Source organism: Tractidigestivibacter montrealensis (assembly GCF_024741235.1).
GTDB classification, from domain to species: domain Bacteria; phylum Actinomycetota; class Coriobacteriia; order Coriobacteriales; family Atopobiaceae; genus Tractidigestivibacter; species Tractidigestivibacter montrealensis.
This window is the reverse complement of record NZ_JANSKA010000007.1, coordinates 37,481-54,935: the sequence shown is the minus strand read 5'-3', so window position 1 is coordinate 54,935 and position 17,455 is coordinate 37,481. Positions and strand designations below refer to the sequence as shown.

The window sequence follows — 17,455 nt, the reverse complement described above, 5'->3', positions numbered from 1 at the left end:
GCTCCGGGGCCGCTTTTTTGTGTGCGCGGCTGCCGGCTCCGCGAACGGCGTTTGCGCGGCGCGATTTTCCCTGTTGGGGCACAATGGAGAGCAGCTCAGCAGACACCGTTGGTCCGGGGAGGTTGCGACATGGATGATCCAGAGCTTGGGGGAGAAGCCACACGGGCAAAGCGCGACGACCCGGATGCCACGCGGCTTGCGGATCCCGACGCCACGGTGCTTACGGACCCTAACGCGACCCAGCTTGCCGCGCCGCCATCGCCCGAGGGTACTGGTGACACCGCGAGCGACGATATGCCCACCATCGTGGTGCCCCACGCCGTCTCGTCCGGCGAGGGTCCGGATGGCATCGACGCGATGGACGACCCCTACGCTCCCATCAATGACGCGGACTTCACGCGCGTGACCCCCTATGCGCCCATGGCCATCGACTCACCAGTAACGGCGAACGACAAGCACCGCAGCCGCGTGCACCCGCTCGCCGTGGTCCTCGTGGTTGTCGCGCTTCTCGCCGCAGCGGCCTTCGTGGTGAAGTACACCTACGTGAACGAGTACTGGGGCGGCAAGACCCTGCCCGACGTGGTGGGCAAGACCGAGACCGAAGCCCGCTCGACCCTCTCGCCGCTTGGCTTCACCGTCAACGTCAACGAGGTCCTCTCCGATGACAACGTGGGCAAGGTCATCTCGATGGATCCCGCGGCAGGCACGCGCACGGGCGACGACCTCTCGGTGACCATAACCGTGGGGGTTGCGCGCACGGTACCCTCGGTTGTGGGCATGAGCCAGGCGGACGCAAAGACGGCCCTGTACAACGTGGGTGCCGAGAACATCTCCATTGCATACCAGAACTCCAGCGAGGCGGAGGGCACAGTGCTCGCGGTGGATCCCGGCGAGGGTGAGGCGTTTGTCTCGTCAGACCAGATCACGCTCACGGTGGCGCAGCCCTTTAAGGTGCCAGACGTGGTTGGTCTCACGCTCTCTGATGCCGAGAAGGCCATCGAGGCGGCGGGTCTCGCTCACACCGTCTCGTACACGGACGAGAAGGGCGAGGAGAATGCCGTGGTCTCGACCTCGCCCGAGGCGGGCACCCAGGTCTCCGAGGGCTCCACGGTCACCCTGTACGTGCCGTCGCCCAAGCTGATGGACGCATACCACCTAGCCGAGTACTTTAACATCGATCCCGCAGACTTGGACGCGTACCTCACGAAGCAGGGCTATTCCGTCTCGTCCACGGGCGTGTTCCCCAGCGGCAATGCCTACGCGGTCTACTCCGACGGCACGGCGACCATCACCATCACGGACTACCCCGAGTCCGCAGATGCCCTTGGTGCCGGTACGGGTACCAGCTCGCTTACGGCCGGGAAGGCCGTGGGTGGGGTGCGGCTCCAGGCCTCTGCCTCGGCGGTCTCGTCGAGTGCGGCCATCAGCTCAAGCGGCATCTCGGCCGTGATGGACGCCTGCGGCCTGAGCAACCTGGTCTCCTCGTGCACCGCCGATACGGCGCAGACAACGCGCACCATCGACAAGACCGGACTCTCGTTCATCAGCGGCTACGGCCAGCAGGGCAACTACGTGTGGAGCATCCTCATTGGGAGCCTCAACGGGTCCTCGACGCACGTGGTCGTGACCATTGCATCCAAGAGCCACTATGACGGCATCGACCTGAGCGACTACGGAAACGACCTGGCGAGCTACATCGCCATTACTAACTACTACGGGAAGTGACGTGCATGGACGAGAGGAACGTCGCGCCCAAGGACGCGTGCGCGGACAAGAAGGCGACTCCGTCACTGGCGCCTGCGGCGAAGCCCGCGCCCGCAACAAAGCCATCTGCCGAGAAGATTGACCCCGTTGACCAACCCTTTATTCGCGCGGAGAACGAGGATGACGACGGCTACGACCCGTATTCGGACCGCCAGCCACACCCCGAGCCGCTCTTTGAGCGCGACCCGTGGGACTAGCGCGGCCATGTTGTGCGACGCCGGCACCGGCGCGGCCGGCGGCTACGCGCCGGTTAGCTCGTGGCGCCCCAGTTGACCTGCATGTACTGCCATACGAAGAACACGATCACGCACAGCACCACAATGACGGCGATAAGCGCGACCACCGAGCGGATGCGCATCTTGCGCTCGCGTGAGGCAAAGATGTCGCGACGGCCCTTGGGGATCTCGAGGTACTGGCCATAGTGGAGGTCACGGCGCAGCTGTGGCATCTCTGAGCGAGACTTGCGATAGGAGCGTCCGGAGAGCACCGTGCCCCTGTTGGCGTAGTCCGAGTCGTGCGTGAACCCCTCGAAGCCGTCGGCATTTGCCTGGTTGTCGAAGTCGCTGATAGGGGCAACGGTCTTGTGCGGCGTACGCGCGCGTGTGTAGCGCTGCGGCCTGGGTGTCGCCTCGCGCGGCTCGGGTGCGGGTGTCTCGTCAAAGCCGGCAGCGGGGGAATTCTTGCCAGAATAATCCGCCATGACTGTCTCGTCAGGCGATGGCACGCGCCGGCTCTGCGGATTGCCCTGTGCGGAGAAGTGCGACCCCTCGGGCGCCGCCTGCGGGCGGGGAGAAACGTTGCCTGGGTTGTCCAGGTCGTTGTAGTTGTTCATGTGTTCGTGCCTCCGATTGCGGTCTGCACGGCAATGCCAACATCATAGAGCACGCATGGTTCCCAAACCACCTGCAGCGTGTCCATTGTGTTGGTGACGTGCGTGGAAACAAAATCTAAGTCGTAGACACTGAGAAAATCTTTTCTCGTGCGTTTAATAAATCGGATGTCGGGAACATATACCAGCGAACACCAAGGGCGCCGCAAAGAGGCGTCCGCTCGTCTCAAGGAGTTGAGCATCATGGCAAGCATGATTCCGTATGACAGGTACGCAAGGGCCCTTTCCAGCTGGCCGTTCGGCGCGTTTGATGACTTCTTCGCTCCGCTGGCAACCACCGACGGTGACCTTGCCTTCAAGATGAACGTCGAGGACGCGGGTGATAGCTACGTGGTCACCGCCGAACTCCCGGGCGTCAAGAAGGACGAGGTCGACGTCGAGCTCAACGAGGGCAGGCTCTCCATCTCGGTGGACAAGAAGGAGTCTGACGAGGAGAAGGGCAAGAACTACCTCCACAAGGAGACTAGCGAGTGGAGCGCTACGCGTGGCGTCTTCCTGAAGGATGCCGCCACCACGGGCATCACGGGCAAGCTTGAGGGCGGCGTCCTTACCGTGAACGTCCCCAAGCAGTCCGAGAAGGCCAACGTCACCAAGGTCTTCATCGACTAGCTGTAACCAACAGTCGGGCCGGCACCCGTCCCTCGCCGAGGCCCCAAGCACGCGCCCCGGTTTAGGCCGGGGCGCTTTTTTCTGCCGCGGGGTCCTCTCGGCACCCGTGGCCCTGGGGCAACCGGTCAGATTGCGTCCGCGCGCAGCGCCTCCACGATGTTCAGCGCGTGGCTGCGGCGCAGCGCGTAGGCAACGGAGAGCCCCAGCACCGCTACCACGCCCGCAACTGCCCCGGCCACGTAGCCCCAGGGCAGCTCAAACGAGAGGTCCACGCTGGAACTCAGCGCAGTCCAGAAGAGCCAGACCACGCCCACCGAGAAGACCAGGCCAAACCCCAGCCCGCGCAGAGCGTAACTCGCGCATTCGGCAACCAGCATGCGGCGGAACCCCTTGGGCCCCAGCCCCACGCTCTGAAGCACGGCAAACTCGCGCGTGCGAAGGATGATGCTCGTGGAAAGCGTGTTGAACACGTTGGCCACGGCGATGAGCAGGCACACCACCGAGAAGATCATCACAAGGAGCTTGAAGAGGCCAACAACGGCGTCGGTCGACTCCCTCTCGGCCACGTTGTTGTTCACATATGCCGTGGCGCTGCCGCTTATCGTCGCGTTGGCGGCCTCCTCAAGGGCGTTGCCGGTGTCAAAGGGGTCGGCGCCCTCGTCAAGCGAGAAGGGCACCACGACGCTTGTCGCGGAGAAGAGATTGGGGTGCGCCTCGAGCGCCGAGCGCGGCATCACCATCGCGAGCATCGAGGAGGACGTAAGGCTCGTGTCGCCAAGCTGCTCTGGCAGCGAGTCAAGCGTGCCCACAAAGGTGATGCTGCCGGAGTCCACGACTGCATCCTCGATGCTGGTCCGGCTCTGCGTTCCGCCTGTTCCGTTGCCCGTGTTCTCCCATGTCTGGACCAGAGCGCCGCCGCCCGAGTCAAGGAGCAGGGTCGACTGCAGGTCGCGCAACTCGTAGACCGTGGCGCTGGTGGGCGAGCCGAACGGGGCCACCGTTCTCACGCTGCTCGATTCCATCCACGCCAGTACGTTGAGAGCGAGTGCCGGCATGCTCGTGCCGTCCGCTGCCGTGGTGCTTGCGCCGGCTTTCTTGCAGAGTGCGGTCCAGGTGTCATCATCCACAAACGAGACGAGCATGGGACCTGCGTACGAACCGTCTGCACCGGCGCTCTCGTTGTCGCCGTTGTAGTCTGCGAGATACGTGCGGCCTTCGGCCGAGATGCTGCCCGCGGGAAGGGTTGCCTCGAGGGCGCCGCTCACGATGGGCGCGCTGGACGTGAGGCCATCTACCTGGCCGGATATGCCCTGCACGTCTCGCACAAGGCCCAGGGTTGCCTTGGATACGGTGCCCTGGTCGGCCTCTTGGCTGTTGTAGACGGTAAGTGAGATGACGGAGCGGTTTGTGGCGCCAAGGTCGTTGCCAATGTCCATGGTCCGTCCCATGTAGAGTGAGATGGCGCCCGAGAGCACGATGAGCACCACCGAGAGCGCAAGCGACACCACGACGGTGCGGCCCCGCGAGCTGGAGCGCGAGAGATTCCTGCTCGCCAGGAGGCCGGGTAGTCCCGCGATGCGCTCAAGCAGCCGCTTTCTGGGCGCAATGCCGGTGGCCTGGGCTTTCTCGATTGCGCGTTCGGCGTGCTTGGAGAGCTTGACGTCTTGCTGCTGTCGGATGGCGTCGATGGCCGAGACCCTGCTCGCGCGCCACGCGGGTGCCCAGGCGCTGGCGAGAAGCACGAGGAAGGACGTCACCGCCATGCCCGCCACCACGGCGGGGCTTATCACCAGGGGTATCCCCTGCGCGGTCCCCGAGAGCGAGCTTCTCAGCAGTGCGTCAAACGCCCGCGCTGAGCTGCTGAGCATTGCTGCAACTCCGGCCAGTCCTGCCGCAAGCCCCACCGGTATGCCCACGAGGCCAATTGCCACGGCCTCCATGAGCACCGTTCTTCTCAGCTGGCGCTTTGACGCTCCCAGCGAGGAGAGCAGGCCAAACTGGCGCGTGCGCTCGGCAACCGAAATCGAGAAGGAGTTGCCGATCATTCCAATGGCGGCCACCACAATGACCCCGCCAACCACGGCGACCATCCCGCGCAGCGACACCATGGTGGTGCTCTCGTAGCTGGCCATGCCCTGGAACGCGAGCAGGCGCCCATGGAGGTAGTAGTCCTCCTCGCCAAAGATGGGTGCAGCCCAGCCCTTGATAGCGTCACGCGTGGAGAGGCCGTTCGTATCCGTCCACGCGCGCGTGTAGATGGGGGTCGAGACGTCGTTTGCCGAGATAATCGCGGTGGTGCCCGCCTCCTCGAAGGCGGTGAAGTCGTTTCTCTCAAAGTGCTGCGGCACGTAGAAGCCCACCACGGTGTAGCTTCGAGTGGCAGCGGGCGCGCTGAGCTGGCCGTTCTCGTCGAGCGCGGCTCCCAGGGGCAGTGTGATGGTGGACCCCAGATCGATGGGACCGTCGCTGGTGGCGCTTGCGCCCGAGCCGTCGTCCGTGAGTGTGACGCCAGAGAACGTGACGGGCAGCATGACCTCGCTTGCGGCCTCTGGCTCGCGGCCGGAGCGCACGGTGGGCATCACGGTGAGGCCGCGCGCTTGGCTCTCGCTGCCGCGGAGTACCCGTGGCGCGGTCTGGATGGCGAGCAGCGTGGTGCTCAGGTTGGCGTCGCTCGCGTACGAGGCAAAGCCTGCGACCTGGGAATCCATGGCGGCGGTCACGTTTGCGTCCGTCGTCAGCCGGCCAAGGGCCGAGTCTGCCTCGGCCGGCTGGAGATCGTCGTAGACCTGCCAGGACCCCTCGGTCTCTATGGTGCGGCCGAGAAGTGCCGCGGCAATGCTCGTGGCGGTGGCAACCACACCTGTGAGCAGGGCCGTCGAGAGGATCACGCCAACTACGGTGACCACGGTGCGCGTGCGGTTCTTGCGGAGCGACCGCAGGGTGTAGCTCGTGAAGACGCCCACGTGGCTCACCCCCTGCGCTCGTCGGAGACCACGCGCCCGTCCTCGATGGCGATCACGCGCGGTGCCATGAGGGCCACGTCCTCGTCGTGCGTGATCACTACGAGGGTCTGCCGCAGCTCGCGGTTGGACGAGCGCAGAAGCCGCATGATCTCGACCGAGTTCTTGGAGTCCAGGTTGCCGGTTGGCTCGTCCGCAAGCACAATTGCCGGCGAGTTCATGAGCGCCCGGCCAATGGCCACACGCTGCTGCTGGCCGCCCGAGAGCTGGTTGGGCAGATGGTGCTCAAAGCCCTTGAGGCCAAGGGACGAGACGAGTGCGTGCAGGCGCTGCTCGTTCACCTTGCGGCCGTCCATGCGCACCGGAAGCGTGATGTTCTCCTCAACATCCAGCACGGGGATGAGGTTGTAGAACTGGTACACCAGCCCCACCTCGCGGCGGCGAAAGACAGCGAGCTGCTCGTCCGTTCGCTTGTAGACGTCCTCGCCGTTCATGCGCACCGTGCCGGAGGTGGGCCGGTCCACGCCGCCCATGAGGTGCATGAGCGTGGACTTGCCCGAGCCGGACGAGCCCACGATGGCCACGAACTCGCCCGCCTCGATGGTCAGGCTCACGTCGTCGAGTGCCCGCACGGCGGCGGGCCCCGTCCCGTAGACCTTTGTGAGGTGCTCGATGCTCAAGATGTCCATGGCACTCCCCTCGATTGCCTGTGGTTGTGCCTCAATGGTGAGCCTGGGCCACCACGCGGCCGTGACGGGCGCGTGACTAAACCGTCACCTTGGGAAAGACCAGGTCAAAGCGGGCTCCGCCGGTGGGGCTTGCGTTGGATGCCGTGATCTGGGCGCCCTGGGCCACAAGCAGCGCGCGCGAGAGCGAGAGGCCAATGCCCACGCCGCTGGGGTTGCACGCGTCCTCGTCGCGGCGGGCGGGGTTGCTCGTGCCGTGGTAGAAGCGCTCGAAGACGTGGGGCAGGTCCTTCTCGGCAATGCCTGGTCCGGTGTCCTCCATGCGGATGCGGCAGGCAACGGCGTCCTCGTGGGCCGTGATGCTTACGGTGCCGCCGGCGGGCGTGTGCTCCACACAGTTCTTGAGCACGTTGGTCAGGGCCTCGCGGGTCCAGGCAGCGTCGCCCATGAAGGAGCAGTCCGGCTCCACTTTGGCCTGGAACGTCACGCCGGCAAGGTCTGCGGTCACGGCCAGCGGCTCTTGCGCAGCCTTGACCAGCGAAGATACGTCCACGCGGTGGCGCTCCAGCCGCACCACGCCGGCGTCAAGGCGCGCGAGCTTGAGCAGGGACGAGACGAGCCACTGCAGCTGCTCCAGCATTCGGCCGCAGTCGCGCATGCGCTGGGCATCCTCGGGCGTGGCCGCCGCCTTGCGCATGAGCTCCAGCTCGATGCCAAGCGACGTGAGCGGGGTACGCAGCTGGTGCGAGATGTTGGCCAGGGCGTCGGCAAGCGCGTGCTTCTCGGCCTCGAGCTCCTCGTTTGCCACCACGAGCCGCGTCACGGTCTTGTCGAGCTGACTGGCGAGAATGGCAAGCTCGCCCTCGCCCATGCCCTTGAAGCTCACGTCGCGCTCGCCAGAGAGCGCGCGGTCCAGGCGCTCTGAGAGCTGGGCGATGCGGCGGTAGCGCAGGGCGGTTGTAACCGCGAAGAGGACCAGCAGGGCGGCGCCGCACGCGAGGACCCACGACGCCGCGGCTGGGCCCGCTTGCAGCCAGGCGCCCGCACAGCAGGCTGCGGTCGCAGCTGCGCCAATGCCGAGAAGCGCGATGAACCGGGGGTCGCGGGGCATGGCGTTACTCCGCCGCGCGGTAGCCCATGCCGCGGACGGTGCGGATGAGCTGCGGATTTGCGGGGTCGTCCTCGATCTTGTCGCGCAGGCGCCGAATGTAGACCGAGAGGGTGTTCTCCTCCACGTAGGCGCCGGAGTCCTCCCAGAGCGCCTCGCGCATCATGTCGCGCGTCACGATGCCGCCCGCCTTGCTCGCAAAGAGCAGCAGCAGGCGGTACTCGACTGCCGAGAGGTCAAGCTCGCGTCCGTCTTTTGTCGCGCGGGCGCGGGCGGGGTCCACGGTGACGCTTCCCAGGTGCAGCAGGTGCTGCGTGGGCTGCGAGCGTCGCAGCACGGTGCGGATGCGTGCAAGCAGCTCGCGCGGGCGGAAGGGCTTGGCAATGTAGTCGTCGGCGCCCATCGAGAGGCCGGCGACGGTGTTGAACTCGTCGTCCGAGGCGGTGAGAAAGACCACGGGCAGGTGCGGGCGGGCCTCCTTGAGCGCGCCGCACACGGCAAAGCCGTTGCCCTGCTCCAGCGTGACGTCGAGAAGCACGAGGTCAAAGGGCTTTTCGACGCGCGTTCCCAGGGCGATGGCCCCGTTTTGGCTGGGGGTTGCCTCGACGTCGTAGCCCTCGGAGCGCAGAAGCTCCGTGAGCGTGCGGACTATGTCTGCGTTGTCCTCGACGAGCAGTATGCGCATGGCGCCTCCCCGGTCGTGCGGTGGTTGGTGGTGTCGCGGCGGTTGCGCGGTCGCGGCGGTCGCGCGGTGCGGCCCCGGCGGTCGCGACTCCTGCGCGGCACGTTACCACATCACACTTACCACACCGAGAGCGGCGCGTCCTGGGCAGAGACGCAGACGGTCAGGTGGCCGTCGGGCGTGCGCGCCTCCGTGAACGTTTCGTTGGTGGCCTCGGCGCCCACGGCGGCGGCCAGCGTGCGCACCGCAACACTGGGCCGGTTGTTCTCGTGCGAGAGGTGCATACCCACGATGACCTCGGTCTCGTTGGTCACAAGGTCCTGCAGCGCGTCGGCTGCCTGGGCGTTAGAGAGGTGCCCTTGGCGACCGTGGATGCGCTGCTTGAGGTAGCCGGGGTAGGGGCCCGTGGCAAGCATGCGCTCGTCGTGGTTGGACTCGAGCGCGAGCACGCGGCAGCCGGTGAGCGCTTGGCCTGCCTCGTCGGTAAGCACGCCCGTGTCGGTGCAGTAGCCCAGGGCGTCCGCAAGCTCGCCGTTCTCGTCCGTGGTCGCGAAGCGAAAGCCCACCGGGTCCGCCACGTCGTGGCTGGTGGGGAAGACGGTCACGTGCATGCCGCACAGCTCGAGCGCGTCCGTGTGATTGATGACCTCAAACGGGAGCTGCGAGAGGCGCTCGCGCGCGGAGATGGTACCGGCCGTCGCAAAGAGCGGGCCGTCAAAGTGGTTGGCAAAGACCGGCAGGCCAGAGACGTGGTCGGTGTGCTCGTGGGTGAGAAGGACCGCGCGGACGTCGTCCATGTTGACGCCCAGCTCGCTGGCGCGCGCCAGGAGCGTGCGGCGCGCGATGCCGTCGTCGATGAGCACGCTGCCCGCGGGGCCCTCGACCACGGCGGCGTTGCCCTTCGAGCCCGATGCCAGGACGTGCAGGTGAATCTGTGGGGTCATGCTACGGTTCCTCTCGGCGGTTGGACTTGCTCGCGCCGGCCGCCGTGGGGGCGGGGAGCGCATGGCGCAGCGGAAAGCGTAGCAGCAAGGCGCGACGGAAATGATGCGCGGGCGGCGCCCTTCACGCGGGCGCCAAACGCTGCCGGACCTACTCGCCGCCCTCGTCCAAAAGTGAACACGAATTCAATCCCGCGTGATGTCCCGTAGCAAAAGCCCTGTTGCCGAGAAGTCCCGAGGCGCCTCGATTGAAAACGTGTTCACTTTTTCGCGGCGGCAAGGAGGCTGGGGCTTGGGTAGGAGCCTGGACCTCGGGCCGGGACCGGGACTTGGGTCGGAGCCTGGACCTCGGGCCGGGACCTGGGCCGCCGCCCAGCTGGCGGTCTGGCTACCGGACACTCGTGCAAACGAGATGCAGCGACCTTCTCGCGCTCGCGCCCCTCTCCCTAAAGGCGCGTTATCGCCATCTTGCCGTTGTCAAACGTGATGTCGTAATCCTCAATAGTGACCTCGGGCGGCTCGAATCGTGCCAGCTCCTGACTCAGCTCCCTTCCGCGCCGCCCCGGGAGCAGCGACCAAATGAGCCGCTGGCGCTCCTCTGCAAGCTTCGGCCTTCTCAGCGCGCATCTGTGCTTCGAGTAGTCGTGCTGGCCAATGCGCTCGAGAAGCGACATCGCCTGCAACATCACCCGGTCGATGCCCCCGCGCTCGTAGAAGTCTTCCTTGGTGACGGGGAGAACCGAGAGGCCCTGCACCAGCAGGTCTCGGTCGCGGCGCTTGTCGGCAACGACAGCCTTGCGCATGTTGTCGGCTGCATTGCTGTCGAGAAACCCGGTCCCCGCCGTGCCAGGAGCGCCCTCTCCAAAGTGGGGCCCGCCATCATAGTTGAAACCAACGTGAGTGCCTCTCACGAGCGAGTCAGGAACGCGACTTCTCTTGTCCACAAGCGAGAGGAGTGGCCCGTGTGCAATATACCTGGGATTAAGCTGCAGTTCTCCCAGTTCGTATCCAAGCTCGTGCAGTGGCATACGCGCAAGCCCATTGAGAAGCGCTTCCTGCGGAGACCACGCCTCGTCCATGAGCCACTCTGCTACCCTGCGGCTCTGCTCAAGTCCCGCTAGGTCACGAGCCGCCGAGACATACGACCGAATCTTATCCGCTGTGGTTACTGGTTTGATGCCAAACATGGTGGTGCCGTCGCGCGGGTCGCGGGCGTCGCGCGAGAATCGCCCACAAAGCTCGAGTCCCACGAGAAGCTGCGCGGCTGGAGACATGATGGCTCCGAGCTCAATGAAGAGCAGCTCGGGGCAGGGGATTCGGACCGGGCCGCCAAGCTCGATGATGGGGTTTGCCGGCAGACCGCGCGCGTAAACAGTGTTTCTCGCCGATCGCGAGCGAATGCGCGCCCCTGGCCGCGGAACCATCACCTGCACGCGCCCGTGCACGTTGGAAAGGCTGGTACCCACGGATTCCAGGCACGCGTTAATCCGGCGCCGCGTCCAGTACCTGCGCGGAGCTACCACGGACGTTTCGAGGCCGTGCCGATCTGCGGTGAGCGAGCGTCCCGAGCTCCGCCAGATGCGAAGGATGTGCAGGGCCGTGAGCTTGTCGAACGTGATTCTCATCTTGGCCTCCCTCAACGACGGATTGCCGATGCTGCTTGGGCGCAGGCGCGTGCCGAGAGGTTACGCCATCTCCCGCCCCGGGCCCGCCTTCGAAAGTGAACACGATTCCAATTGGCGGCTCCGAGCTTTCGTAAAAGCCCAGTTGGCCAGTGTGCGTACACTATGGCAATTGAAAACGTGCTCGCTTTTCTGGTGTCAGGTTGGTGCAAGCGACCTTGGGCCTGGCAGGCCAAAATTGACGGTTGGGATGAGAGAAAACGCTCTCGAGAAGGGCTCTAGGGCTTTCTCGTGCAAGAAGCTGGTCAGATTTCGGGTTCGCGCGGCCAGATTTTCTCGTCTGGGGGCTTCTCTGGGGCGGGAGAATGACGTCGCGAGATCGTGCGAGAAATTACATCGTTCCACCACAATGGCATGCCCGTCCGCAAACCCTTGCCGACGCTGCTCCATTGCCCTGCCGACCCGCTCCACCCGGTCAAAAGTGAACACGAATTCAATCCGGTCGAGACGAGACGGCCATAACCCCAGTTGGCGGTAAGTCCGTCGGAGTTGCGATTGAAAACGTGTTCACTTTCGAGGGGGCGCGGCCTGTGAGGCCCGGTGGCCGTTGGCGTTCGAGGCCGGCCGGGCGGCGAATCGTGTGGCTCTGCTTGCCCGGGGGGCTACGGAACGGTGCACGGGATTTCGAGCGCGGCTCGCAGCGGGGTAGAATCGTGCGCGTAACCGCGCGCCGCACGCCACGCCGCGCGCCGGCGCCGCACGCACCCGGGGGGAGGAAACCGCACATGCCAAGCGTTGCTCGCAGATACGGCTCGGGAGACGCCGCCGGCCCCTTCGAGCGCCCGTCCCGCAGCACCGACGACGCCCTGCGTGCCCCCGTGGTGCTCATGGTCTCCGGCGGCGCGGACTCCACGGCCCTCCTGGTGCTGGCGGCAACCTCCGCGCTCGACATCGAGGACGGCCGCGGCCGCGCCCACATCGCCCGCGAGCGCCTTCACGTGCTCCACGTAAACCATCGCCTGCGCGGCATCGACGCCGACGAGGACGAGGAGTTCGTCCGCGACCTTGCCGCCCGCTACGGCATCCCCTGCACCATCCGTCGCGTGGACGTGGCGGCGCTGGCCGCGGCCTCGCCTGACGGCAACGTGGAGAACGCCGGCCGAGAGGTGCGCTACAGCGAGGCCACCCGCCTGGCCAACGAGCTCTCGGCCCAGCTTGGCACGCCCCGCTCGGCCGCACGCATCCTCACGGCCCACACGGCCAACGACCGCGCCGAGACCTTTGTGATGAACGCCATCCGCGGCACCGGCGCATCGGGCCTCTCGTCCATCCCACGCCGCCGCAACCGCGTGGTCCGCCCGCTGCTCGACCGCACGCACGACGAGCTCTGCGAGTTCCTGCGCATGCGCGGTATCGTGTGGCGCGAGGACGACACAAACGCCGACACCCGCTACCTGCGCGCCTACGTGCGCCACGAGGTCATGCCGGTGCTCGAGCGGAGAAACCCCCGCGTAGTGGCGAGCCTTTCGACTACCTGCGACATCCTCTCGGACGAGGACGCCTACCTCACGGCCGTCGCCGCGCGCACCCTGCGCGACCTCACGCGACGCACCGGCGAAGGTGCCCTTGCCCTGGACGCCGCGCGCCTCTCGGCCTGCGAGGTCGCAATCGCCCGCCGCGTGGTCCGGGCGGCCATCCTCGAGGTCTGCCCGGATGCCCGTCTCGAGGCGCGCCACATCGCCCAGGTGCTCACGCTTGTCGCGGCGGGCGCGGGGTCTGCGTCCATCCCCATGGGGGCAGAGGCTCGCGTGGAGTACGGCCTGCTCTTCCTGCGCGCCCGCGCGCCAAAGGCCCACGACTTTGCCGGCTGGCTCGAGGTCCCCGGCGAGCTCCCGCTCGGCGATCCCCGCCCGGGACGCACCTCCGCGCACCTCTCGGCGCGCCTCCTTCCGGCGCCGGACGGCGCAGACATCCCGGCGCTTGCCCTCTCGCACGGCCGCGAGTGGGCCGGCACCTCGGTCCTTCTCGATGCCTCCGCCTGCGGGATCGACGCCAGTATGGGCGGCAGACTCTGGGTCGACTCCCCGCACCCGGGCGACGTCCTGTGCCCCTTGGGCATGCACGGCCAGTCAAAGAAAGTGTCGGACCTTCTCAACGAGGCCCGCATCCCGGCGGCCGAGCGCCCGCTGGTGCCCGTGGTGCGCACCTCGCCCACCGGCCCCGTGGTGTGGGTTGCAGGAATCAGGGCCGACGAGCGCGCTCGCTGCACGTCGCGCACCTCACACTTGCTAGAATTGAGTCTCCGAACAGCATAGACGGCGCGCATGCCGAGAAGTGCGGCGAGCGCCCGTCGGGAGTGGAGGATCGCAATGGCAGAGATGCATCCGGACGTGGAGAGCGTCGTCCTGAGCGAGGAGGACATCCACCGGATCGTGTCCCGCATGGGGCGCCAGATCTCCGAGGACTACGCCGACAAGAACCCGCTCATCGTGGCCGTCCTGCGTGGGGCCTTCGTCTTTACCGCGGACCTCATGCGCGCCATCACCGTGCCGTGCTCGGTGGACTTCATGGCCGTGAGCAGCTACGGCGACGGCGTAAAGAGCTCGGGCGTGGTGCGCATCGTGAAGGACCTCGACACCAAGGTCGAGGGGCGCCACATCATTGTGGCCGAGGACATTCTCGACTCTGGCCTCACCCTGTCCTACCTGGTAAAGCTCCTGCAGTCGAGAAAACCCGCGTCCATCGAAATCGCGGCCTTCTCAATCAAGGACATCCCCAACCACACGCCGGCCGTCACCCCGCGCTACGTGGGCGCGCACGTGCCCGACGCCTTTGTGGTGGGCTACGGCCTCGACTACGCCGAGCGCTACCGCAACCTGCCCTACGTGGGCATCCTCAAGCCTGAGGCCTACTCCTAGTAGCGCCCCGGCCTCGGAAAGCAATCGCAAGGAGACGTTTTCGTGTCAGACAACAACCCGCTCGACAAGCTCCCCACACCGGGAGGTGACAACCGCGGTCCGCAGAACCAGCGCAGCTTCCTGGTAACGCTGCTCATCATTGTGGCGATCGTGGCGTATTTGGCCTTCTCCACCGGCCAGAGCCCGCTTTCCTCCTCGGACACCGTGGACACGCTGGCAACCAACGAGTTCGTGACCGCGGTCAAGGATGACCGCGTGAGCTCGGTGACGTTCAAGACCTCGGACGGCAGCATCTCGGGTGACTACTGGACGAGCGAGGACGACTTGGGCGACAAGTCCAAGCTCCAGAAGTTCAAGAGCTACTACGTGGGAGCGGACTCGCTGGAAGAGCTCATGGCCAAGCACTCCGAGACGTCGTTCACCATCGACACCTCGGACGGCAGCGCCTGGGAGACCATCCTGCTCTCGGTTGTGCCCACGCTGCTTCTCGTGGGCGTCTTTGTGTACTACATGCGCCGCATGAGCGAGCAGAACGGCCGCACGATGGACTTCGCCAAGACCAAGGCGCAGACCACCGAGGAGGAGCGCCCCAAGGTCAAGTTCTCCGATGTGGCGGGCATCGACGAGGCGGTAGAGGAGCTCAAGGAGGTCCGCGACTTCCTGCGCGAGCCCGAGCGCTACCAGAAGATGGGCGCCAAGATCCCGCACGGCGTGCTTCTCGTGGGCCCTCCGGGCACGGGCAAGACGCTGCTTGCCAAGGCCGTGGCAGGCGAGGCGGGCGTGCCGTTCTTCTCGATATCCGGCTCTGACTTCGTGGAGATGTTCGTGGGCGTGGGCGCAAGCCGCGTGCGCGACCTCTTCAAGCAGGCCAAGGCAGCCGCGCCCTGCATCATCTTCATCGACGAGATCGACGCCGTGGGACGCCAGCGCGGAGCCGGCCTGGGCGGTGGCCACGACGAGCGCGAGCAGACCCTGAACCAGCTGCTGGTAGAGATGGACGGCTTCGAGGACAACTCGGCCGTCATCCTCATTGCCGCAACCAACCGCCCGGACATCCTCGACCCGGCGCTGCTGCGTCCCGGCCGCTTTGACCGCCGCGTGACCGTGGACCGCCCGGACGTCAAGGGGCGCGAGAAGATCCTGCGCGTTCACGCGCGCAACAAGCCCTTTGACAGCACGGTGGACTTTGCCGCAATCGCCAAGATCACGCCGGGCTTCACCGGCGCAGACCTCGCAAACCTCATGAACGAGTCCGCACTTCTCGCCGCGCGCAGGCACAAGGAGAAGATCGGCCAGGACGAGGTCGAGGAGGCCATGGAGCGCGTGATTGCCGGCCCCGAGCGCAAGAGCCGCGTGATCACCGAGAAGGAGCGCCGCGTCATAGCGTTCCACGAGAGCGGCCACGCGCTTGTCGGCCACGTGCTCGAGAACTCCGACCCGGTGCACAAGATCTCGATTGTGAGCCGTGGCCAGGCACTGGGCTACACCATGCAGATGCCCGAGGAGGACCACTTCCTCGAGACGCGCGACGGCATGCTCGACCAGATTGCCGTGCTGCTCGCCGGCCGCACGGCCGAGGAGCTCTTCTGCGACGATATCACCACCGGCGCGAGCAACGACCTCGAGCGCGCCACCAAGCTGGCCCGCGAGATGGTCACGCGCTACGGTATGAGCGAGGAACTGGGCACGCAGGTCTTTGGCGAGGCGCAGCACGAGGTCTTCCTTGGCCGCGACTACGCCCAGCACAACGACTACGCGGCCGAGACCGCAAAGCGCATCGACGACGAGGTCGAGCACATCATGCGCGAGGCCCACGCCCGCGCCCGCGAGGTCCTGGAGGCGCGTCGCGCCCAGATGGAGACCATGGCCGAGGTCCTGCTCCAGCGCGAGACCGTCGAGGGCGAGGCCGTGAACGCGCTGCTTGACGGCACGTGGGACGAGTACCTGGCAAAGCATCCCGAGAAGGCCGAGAAGCCCGCGGATGGTGCGGCCACCGAGTCCGACGCCCCCGCGCCCGACGCCCCCGAGCAAGACCCCACAGAGAGGAACACCAATGACGATTAACGAGAAGAACTACGCCTACGGGGCGTCCAAGTCGTCCATCCGCGAGATTGCCGCCTACGGCGCCGCGCGCAAGGCGCAGATTGGCGCTGAGAACGTCTTTGACTTCAGCCTGGGCAACCCGTCGATCCCCTCGCCGGACGCGGTCCGCGAGTCCATCGAGCGCTCGCTCCAGCTGCCGCCCACGCAGCTCCACAGCTACACCCCGGCCGCTGGCCTGACCTTTGTTCGCGAGAAGCTCGCCGCGTCGCTCTGCCGCCGCTATGGCGAGAACACCGCTGCCGCCGACGACCTCTACCTCACCTGCGGTGCGGCGGCGTCGCTCTCCATCAGCTTCCACGCGGTGGTCAACCCCGGCGACGAGGTCATCGTGATTGCCCCGTACTTCCCCGAGTACCGCGTGTGGATCGAGACCGCCGGCGCCACCTGCATCGAGGTCATGGCGGATTCGGAGACCTTCCAGATCGACACCGAAGCCGTGCGTGTCGCCGTCACGCCACGCACCAAGGCCGTGGTGATCAACTCGCCCAACAACCCCGTTGGCTCGGTCTACTCGGCGCAGAACCTCGCCGCGCTTGCGGACGTCCTGCACGAGCGCGAGGACGCCCTTGGCACGGCCATCTACCTCGTGGCCGACGAGCCCTACCGTGAGATTTCCTACGGCGTGGAGGTGCCCTGGGTCCCGGCAATCTACGACCGCACGCTGGTGTGCTACTCGTACTCCAAGAGCCTCTCGCTTCCCGGCGAGCGCATTGGCTGGGTGCTGGTGCCGCCCACCAACCCCGACCACGACCGCCTGGTCTACGCAATCGCCGGTGCCGGCCGCTCGCTGGGCTTTGTCTGCGCGCCCGCGCTCTTCCAGCGCGTGGTTGCGGACTGCTGCGACGTGCCGTCGGACGTCGAGGCCTACACGCGCAACCGCGAGGCGCTCACCCGTGGCCTCTCCGAGCTTGGCTACCACTACATCGAGCCGCAGGGTGCCTTCTACCTGTGGGTCAAGGCCCTGGAGCCCGACGCCAACGCCTTCTTCGAGCGCGCGAAGGCCCTCGAGCTGCTGCCCGTTCCGTCCGACAGCTTTGGCTGCACGGGCTGGGTGCGCATTGGCTACTGCGTGAGCTACGAGACCATCGTGAACTCGATGCCCGCGTGGAAGAAGCTGGCCGAGAGCTACAAGTAAACGCCGCGGCGGGCGCGCTCCCACGTTGGGTGTGCGCC

General features: G+C 66.3%; 14 protein-coding genes. 7 read left to right on the top strand and 7 right to left on the bottom strand.

The window, feature by feature from the left end; genetic code table 11:
- Window positions 1-129: 129 nt before the first annotated feature.
- On the top strand, window positions 130-1,725 hold the full coding sequence (locus tag NVS32_RS09745; protein ID WP_258499638.1) for a PASTA domain-containing protein: 1,596 nt from the start codon (window positions 130-132) through the stop codon (window positions 1,723-1,725).
- A gap of 5 nt (window positions 1,726-1,730) precedes the next feature.
- Entirely contained in the window at window positions 1,731-1,961 is a 231-nt protein-coding gene (locus NVS32_RS09740) for a hypothetical protein (protein WP_117651638.1), read from the top strand.
- Between the two features lie 53 nt (window positions 1,962-2,014).
- On the opposite strand, the gene NVS32_RS09735 is transcribed toward NVS32_RS09740, so the two are convergent.
- Window positions 2,015-2,596 (bottom strand): hypothetical protein, encoded by a 582-nt coding sequence (locus tag NVS32_RS09735; protein ID WP_258499637.1) that lies wholly within the window; start codon window positions 2,594-2,596, stop codon window positions 2,015-2,017.
- A 240-nt stretch (window positions 2,597-2,836) separates the two neighbouring features.
- Here NVS32_RS09735 and NVS32_RS09730 point away from each other — a divergent pair, with 240 nt between their 5' ends.
- The gene (locus tag NVS32_RS09730; protein ID WP_258499636.1) at window positions 2,837-3,262 is read left to right on the top strand and encodes an Hsp20/alpha crystallin family protein; all 426 of its coding nucleotides are present in this window, start codon (window positions 2,837-2,839) and stop codon (window positions 3,260-3,262) included.
- Window positions 3,263-3,387: 125 nt separating this feature from the next.
- On the opposite strand, the gene NVS32_RS09725 is transcribed toward NVS32_RS09730, so the two are convergent.
- The 6 genes from NVS32_RS09725 to NVS32_RS09700 all read right to left on the bottom strand — a co-directional run bounded on the left by NVS32_RS09725 (window position 3,388) and on the right by NVS32_RS09700 (window position 11,264).
- Window positions 3,388-6,225, bottom strand: coding sequence for an ABC transporter permease (locus tag NVS32_RS09725; RefSeq protein WP_147378699.1), 2,838 nt, complete (start codon window positions 6,223-6,225; stop codon window positions 3,388-3,390).
- A 5-nt stretch (window positions 6,226-6,230) separates the two neighbouring features.
- A complete protein-coding gene (locus tag NVS32_RS09720; protein WP_117651642.1) occupies window positions 6,231-6,911 on the bottom strand; it encodes an ABC transporter ATP-binding protein in 681 nt (226 codons plus the stop codon).
- A gap of 76 nt (window positions 6,912-6,987) precedes the next feature.
- Entirely contained in the window at window positions 6,988-8,019 is a 1,032-nt protein-coding gene (locus NVS32_RS09715) for a sensor histidine kinase (RefSeq protein WP_118078285.1), read from the bottom strand.
- Window positions 8,020-8,023: 4 nt separating this feature from the next.
- Window positions 8,024-8,701, bottom strand: coding sequence for a response regulator transcription factor (locus NVS32_RS09710; RefSeq protein WP_032110023.1), 678 nt, complete (start codon window positions 8,699-8,701; stop codon window positions 8,024-8,026).
- A 116-nt stretch (window positions 8,702-8,817) separates the two neighbouring features.
- Window positions 8,818-9,642 carry an MBL fold metallo-hydrolase gene (locus NVS32_RS09705; protein WP_258499635.1) on the bottom strand — a complete coding sequence of 275 codons (825 nt, stop codon included), beginning with the start codon at window positions 9,640-9,642 and terminating at the stop codon, window positions 8,818-8,820.
- Between the two features lie 443 nt (window positions 9,643-10,085).
- On the bottom strand, window positions 10,086-11,264 hold the full coding sequence (locus NVS32_RS09700) for a hypothetical protein (RefSeq protein ID WP_258499634.1): 1,179 nt from the start codon (window positions 11,262-11,264) through the stop codon (window positions 10,086-10,088).
- A gap of 782 nt (window positions 11,265-12,046) precedes the next feature.
- Between NVS32_RS09700 and tilS the strand changes: the two genes are divergently transcribed.
- From tilS to NVS32_RS09680, 4 genes are read left to right on the top strand one after another with little or no spacing between them, the layout of a single operon-like run.
- Window positions 12,047-13,576 (top strand): tRNA lysidine(34) synthetase TilS, encoded by a 1,530-nt coding sequence (tilS, locus tag NVS32_RS09695; RefSeq protein WP_258499633.1) that lies wholly within the window; start codon window positions 12,047-12,049, stop codon window positions 13,574-13,576.
- 54 nt (window positions 13,577-13,630) lie between these two features.
- The gene (gene hpt / locus NVS32_RS09690) at window positions 13,631-14,179 is read left to right on the top strand and encodes a hypoxanthine phosphoribosyltransferase (protein WP_258499632.1); all 549 of its coding nucleotides are present in this window, start codon (window positions 13,631-13,633) and stop codon (window positions 14,177-14,179) included.
- Between the two features lie 42 nt (window positions 14,180-14,221).
- On the top strand, window positions 14,222-16,243 hold the full coding sequence (ftsH, locus tag NVS32_RS09685) for an ATP-dependent zinc metalloprotease FtsH (protein ID WP_042088744.1): 2,022 nt from the start codon (window positions 14,222-14,224) through the stop codon (window positions 16,241-16,243).
- Window positions 16,233-17,417, top strand: coding sequence for a pyridoxal phosphate-dependent aminotransferase (locus NVS32_RS09680; protein WP_032110019.1), 1,185 nt, complete (start codon window positions 16,233-16,235; stop codon window positions 17,415-17,417). Before ftsH ends, NVS32_RS09680 begins: the two co-directional genes overlap by 11 nt.
- Window positions 17,418-17,455 lie beyond the last annotated feature (38 nt).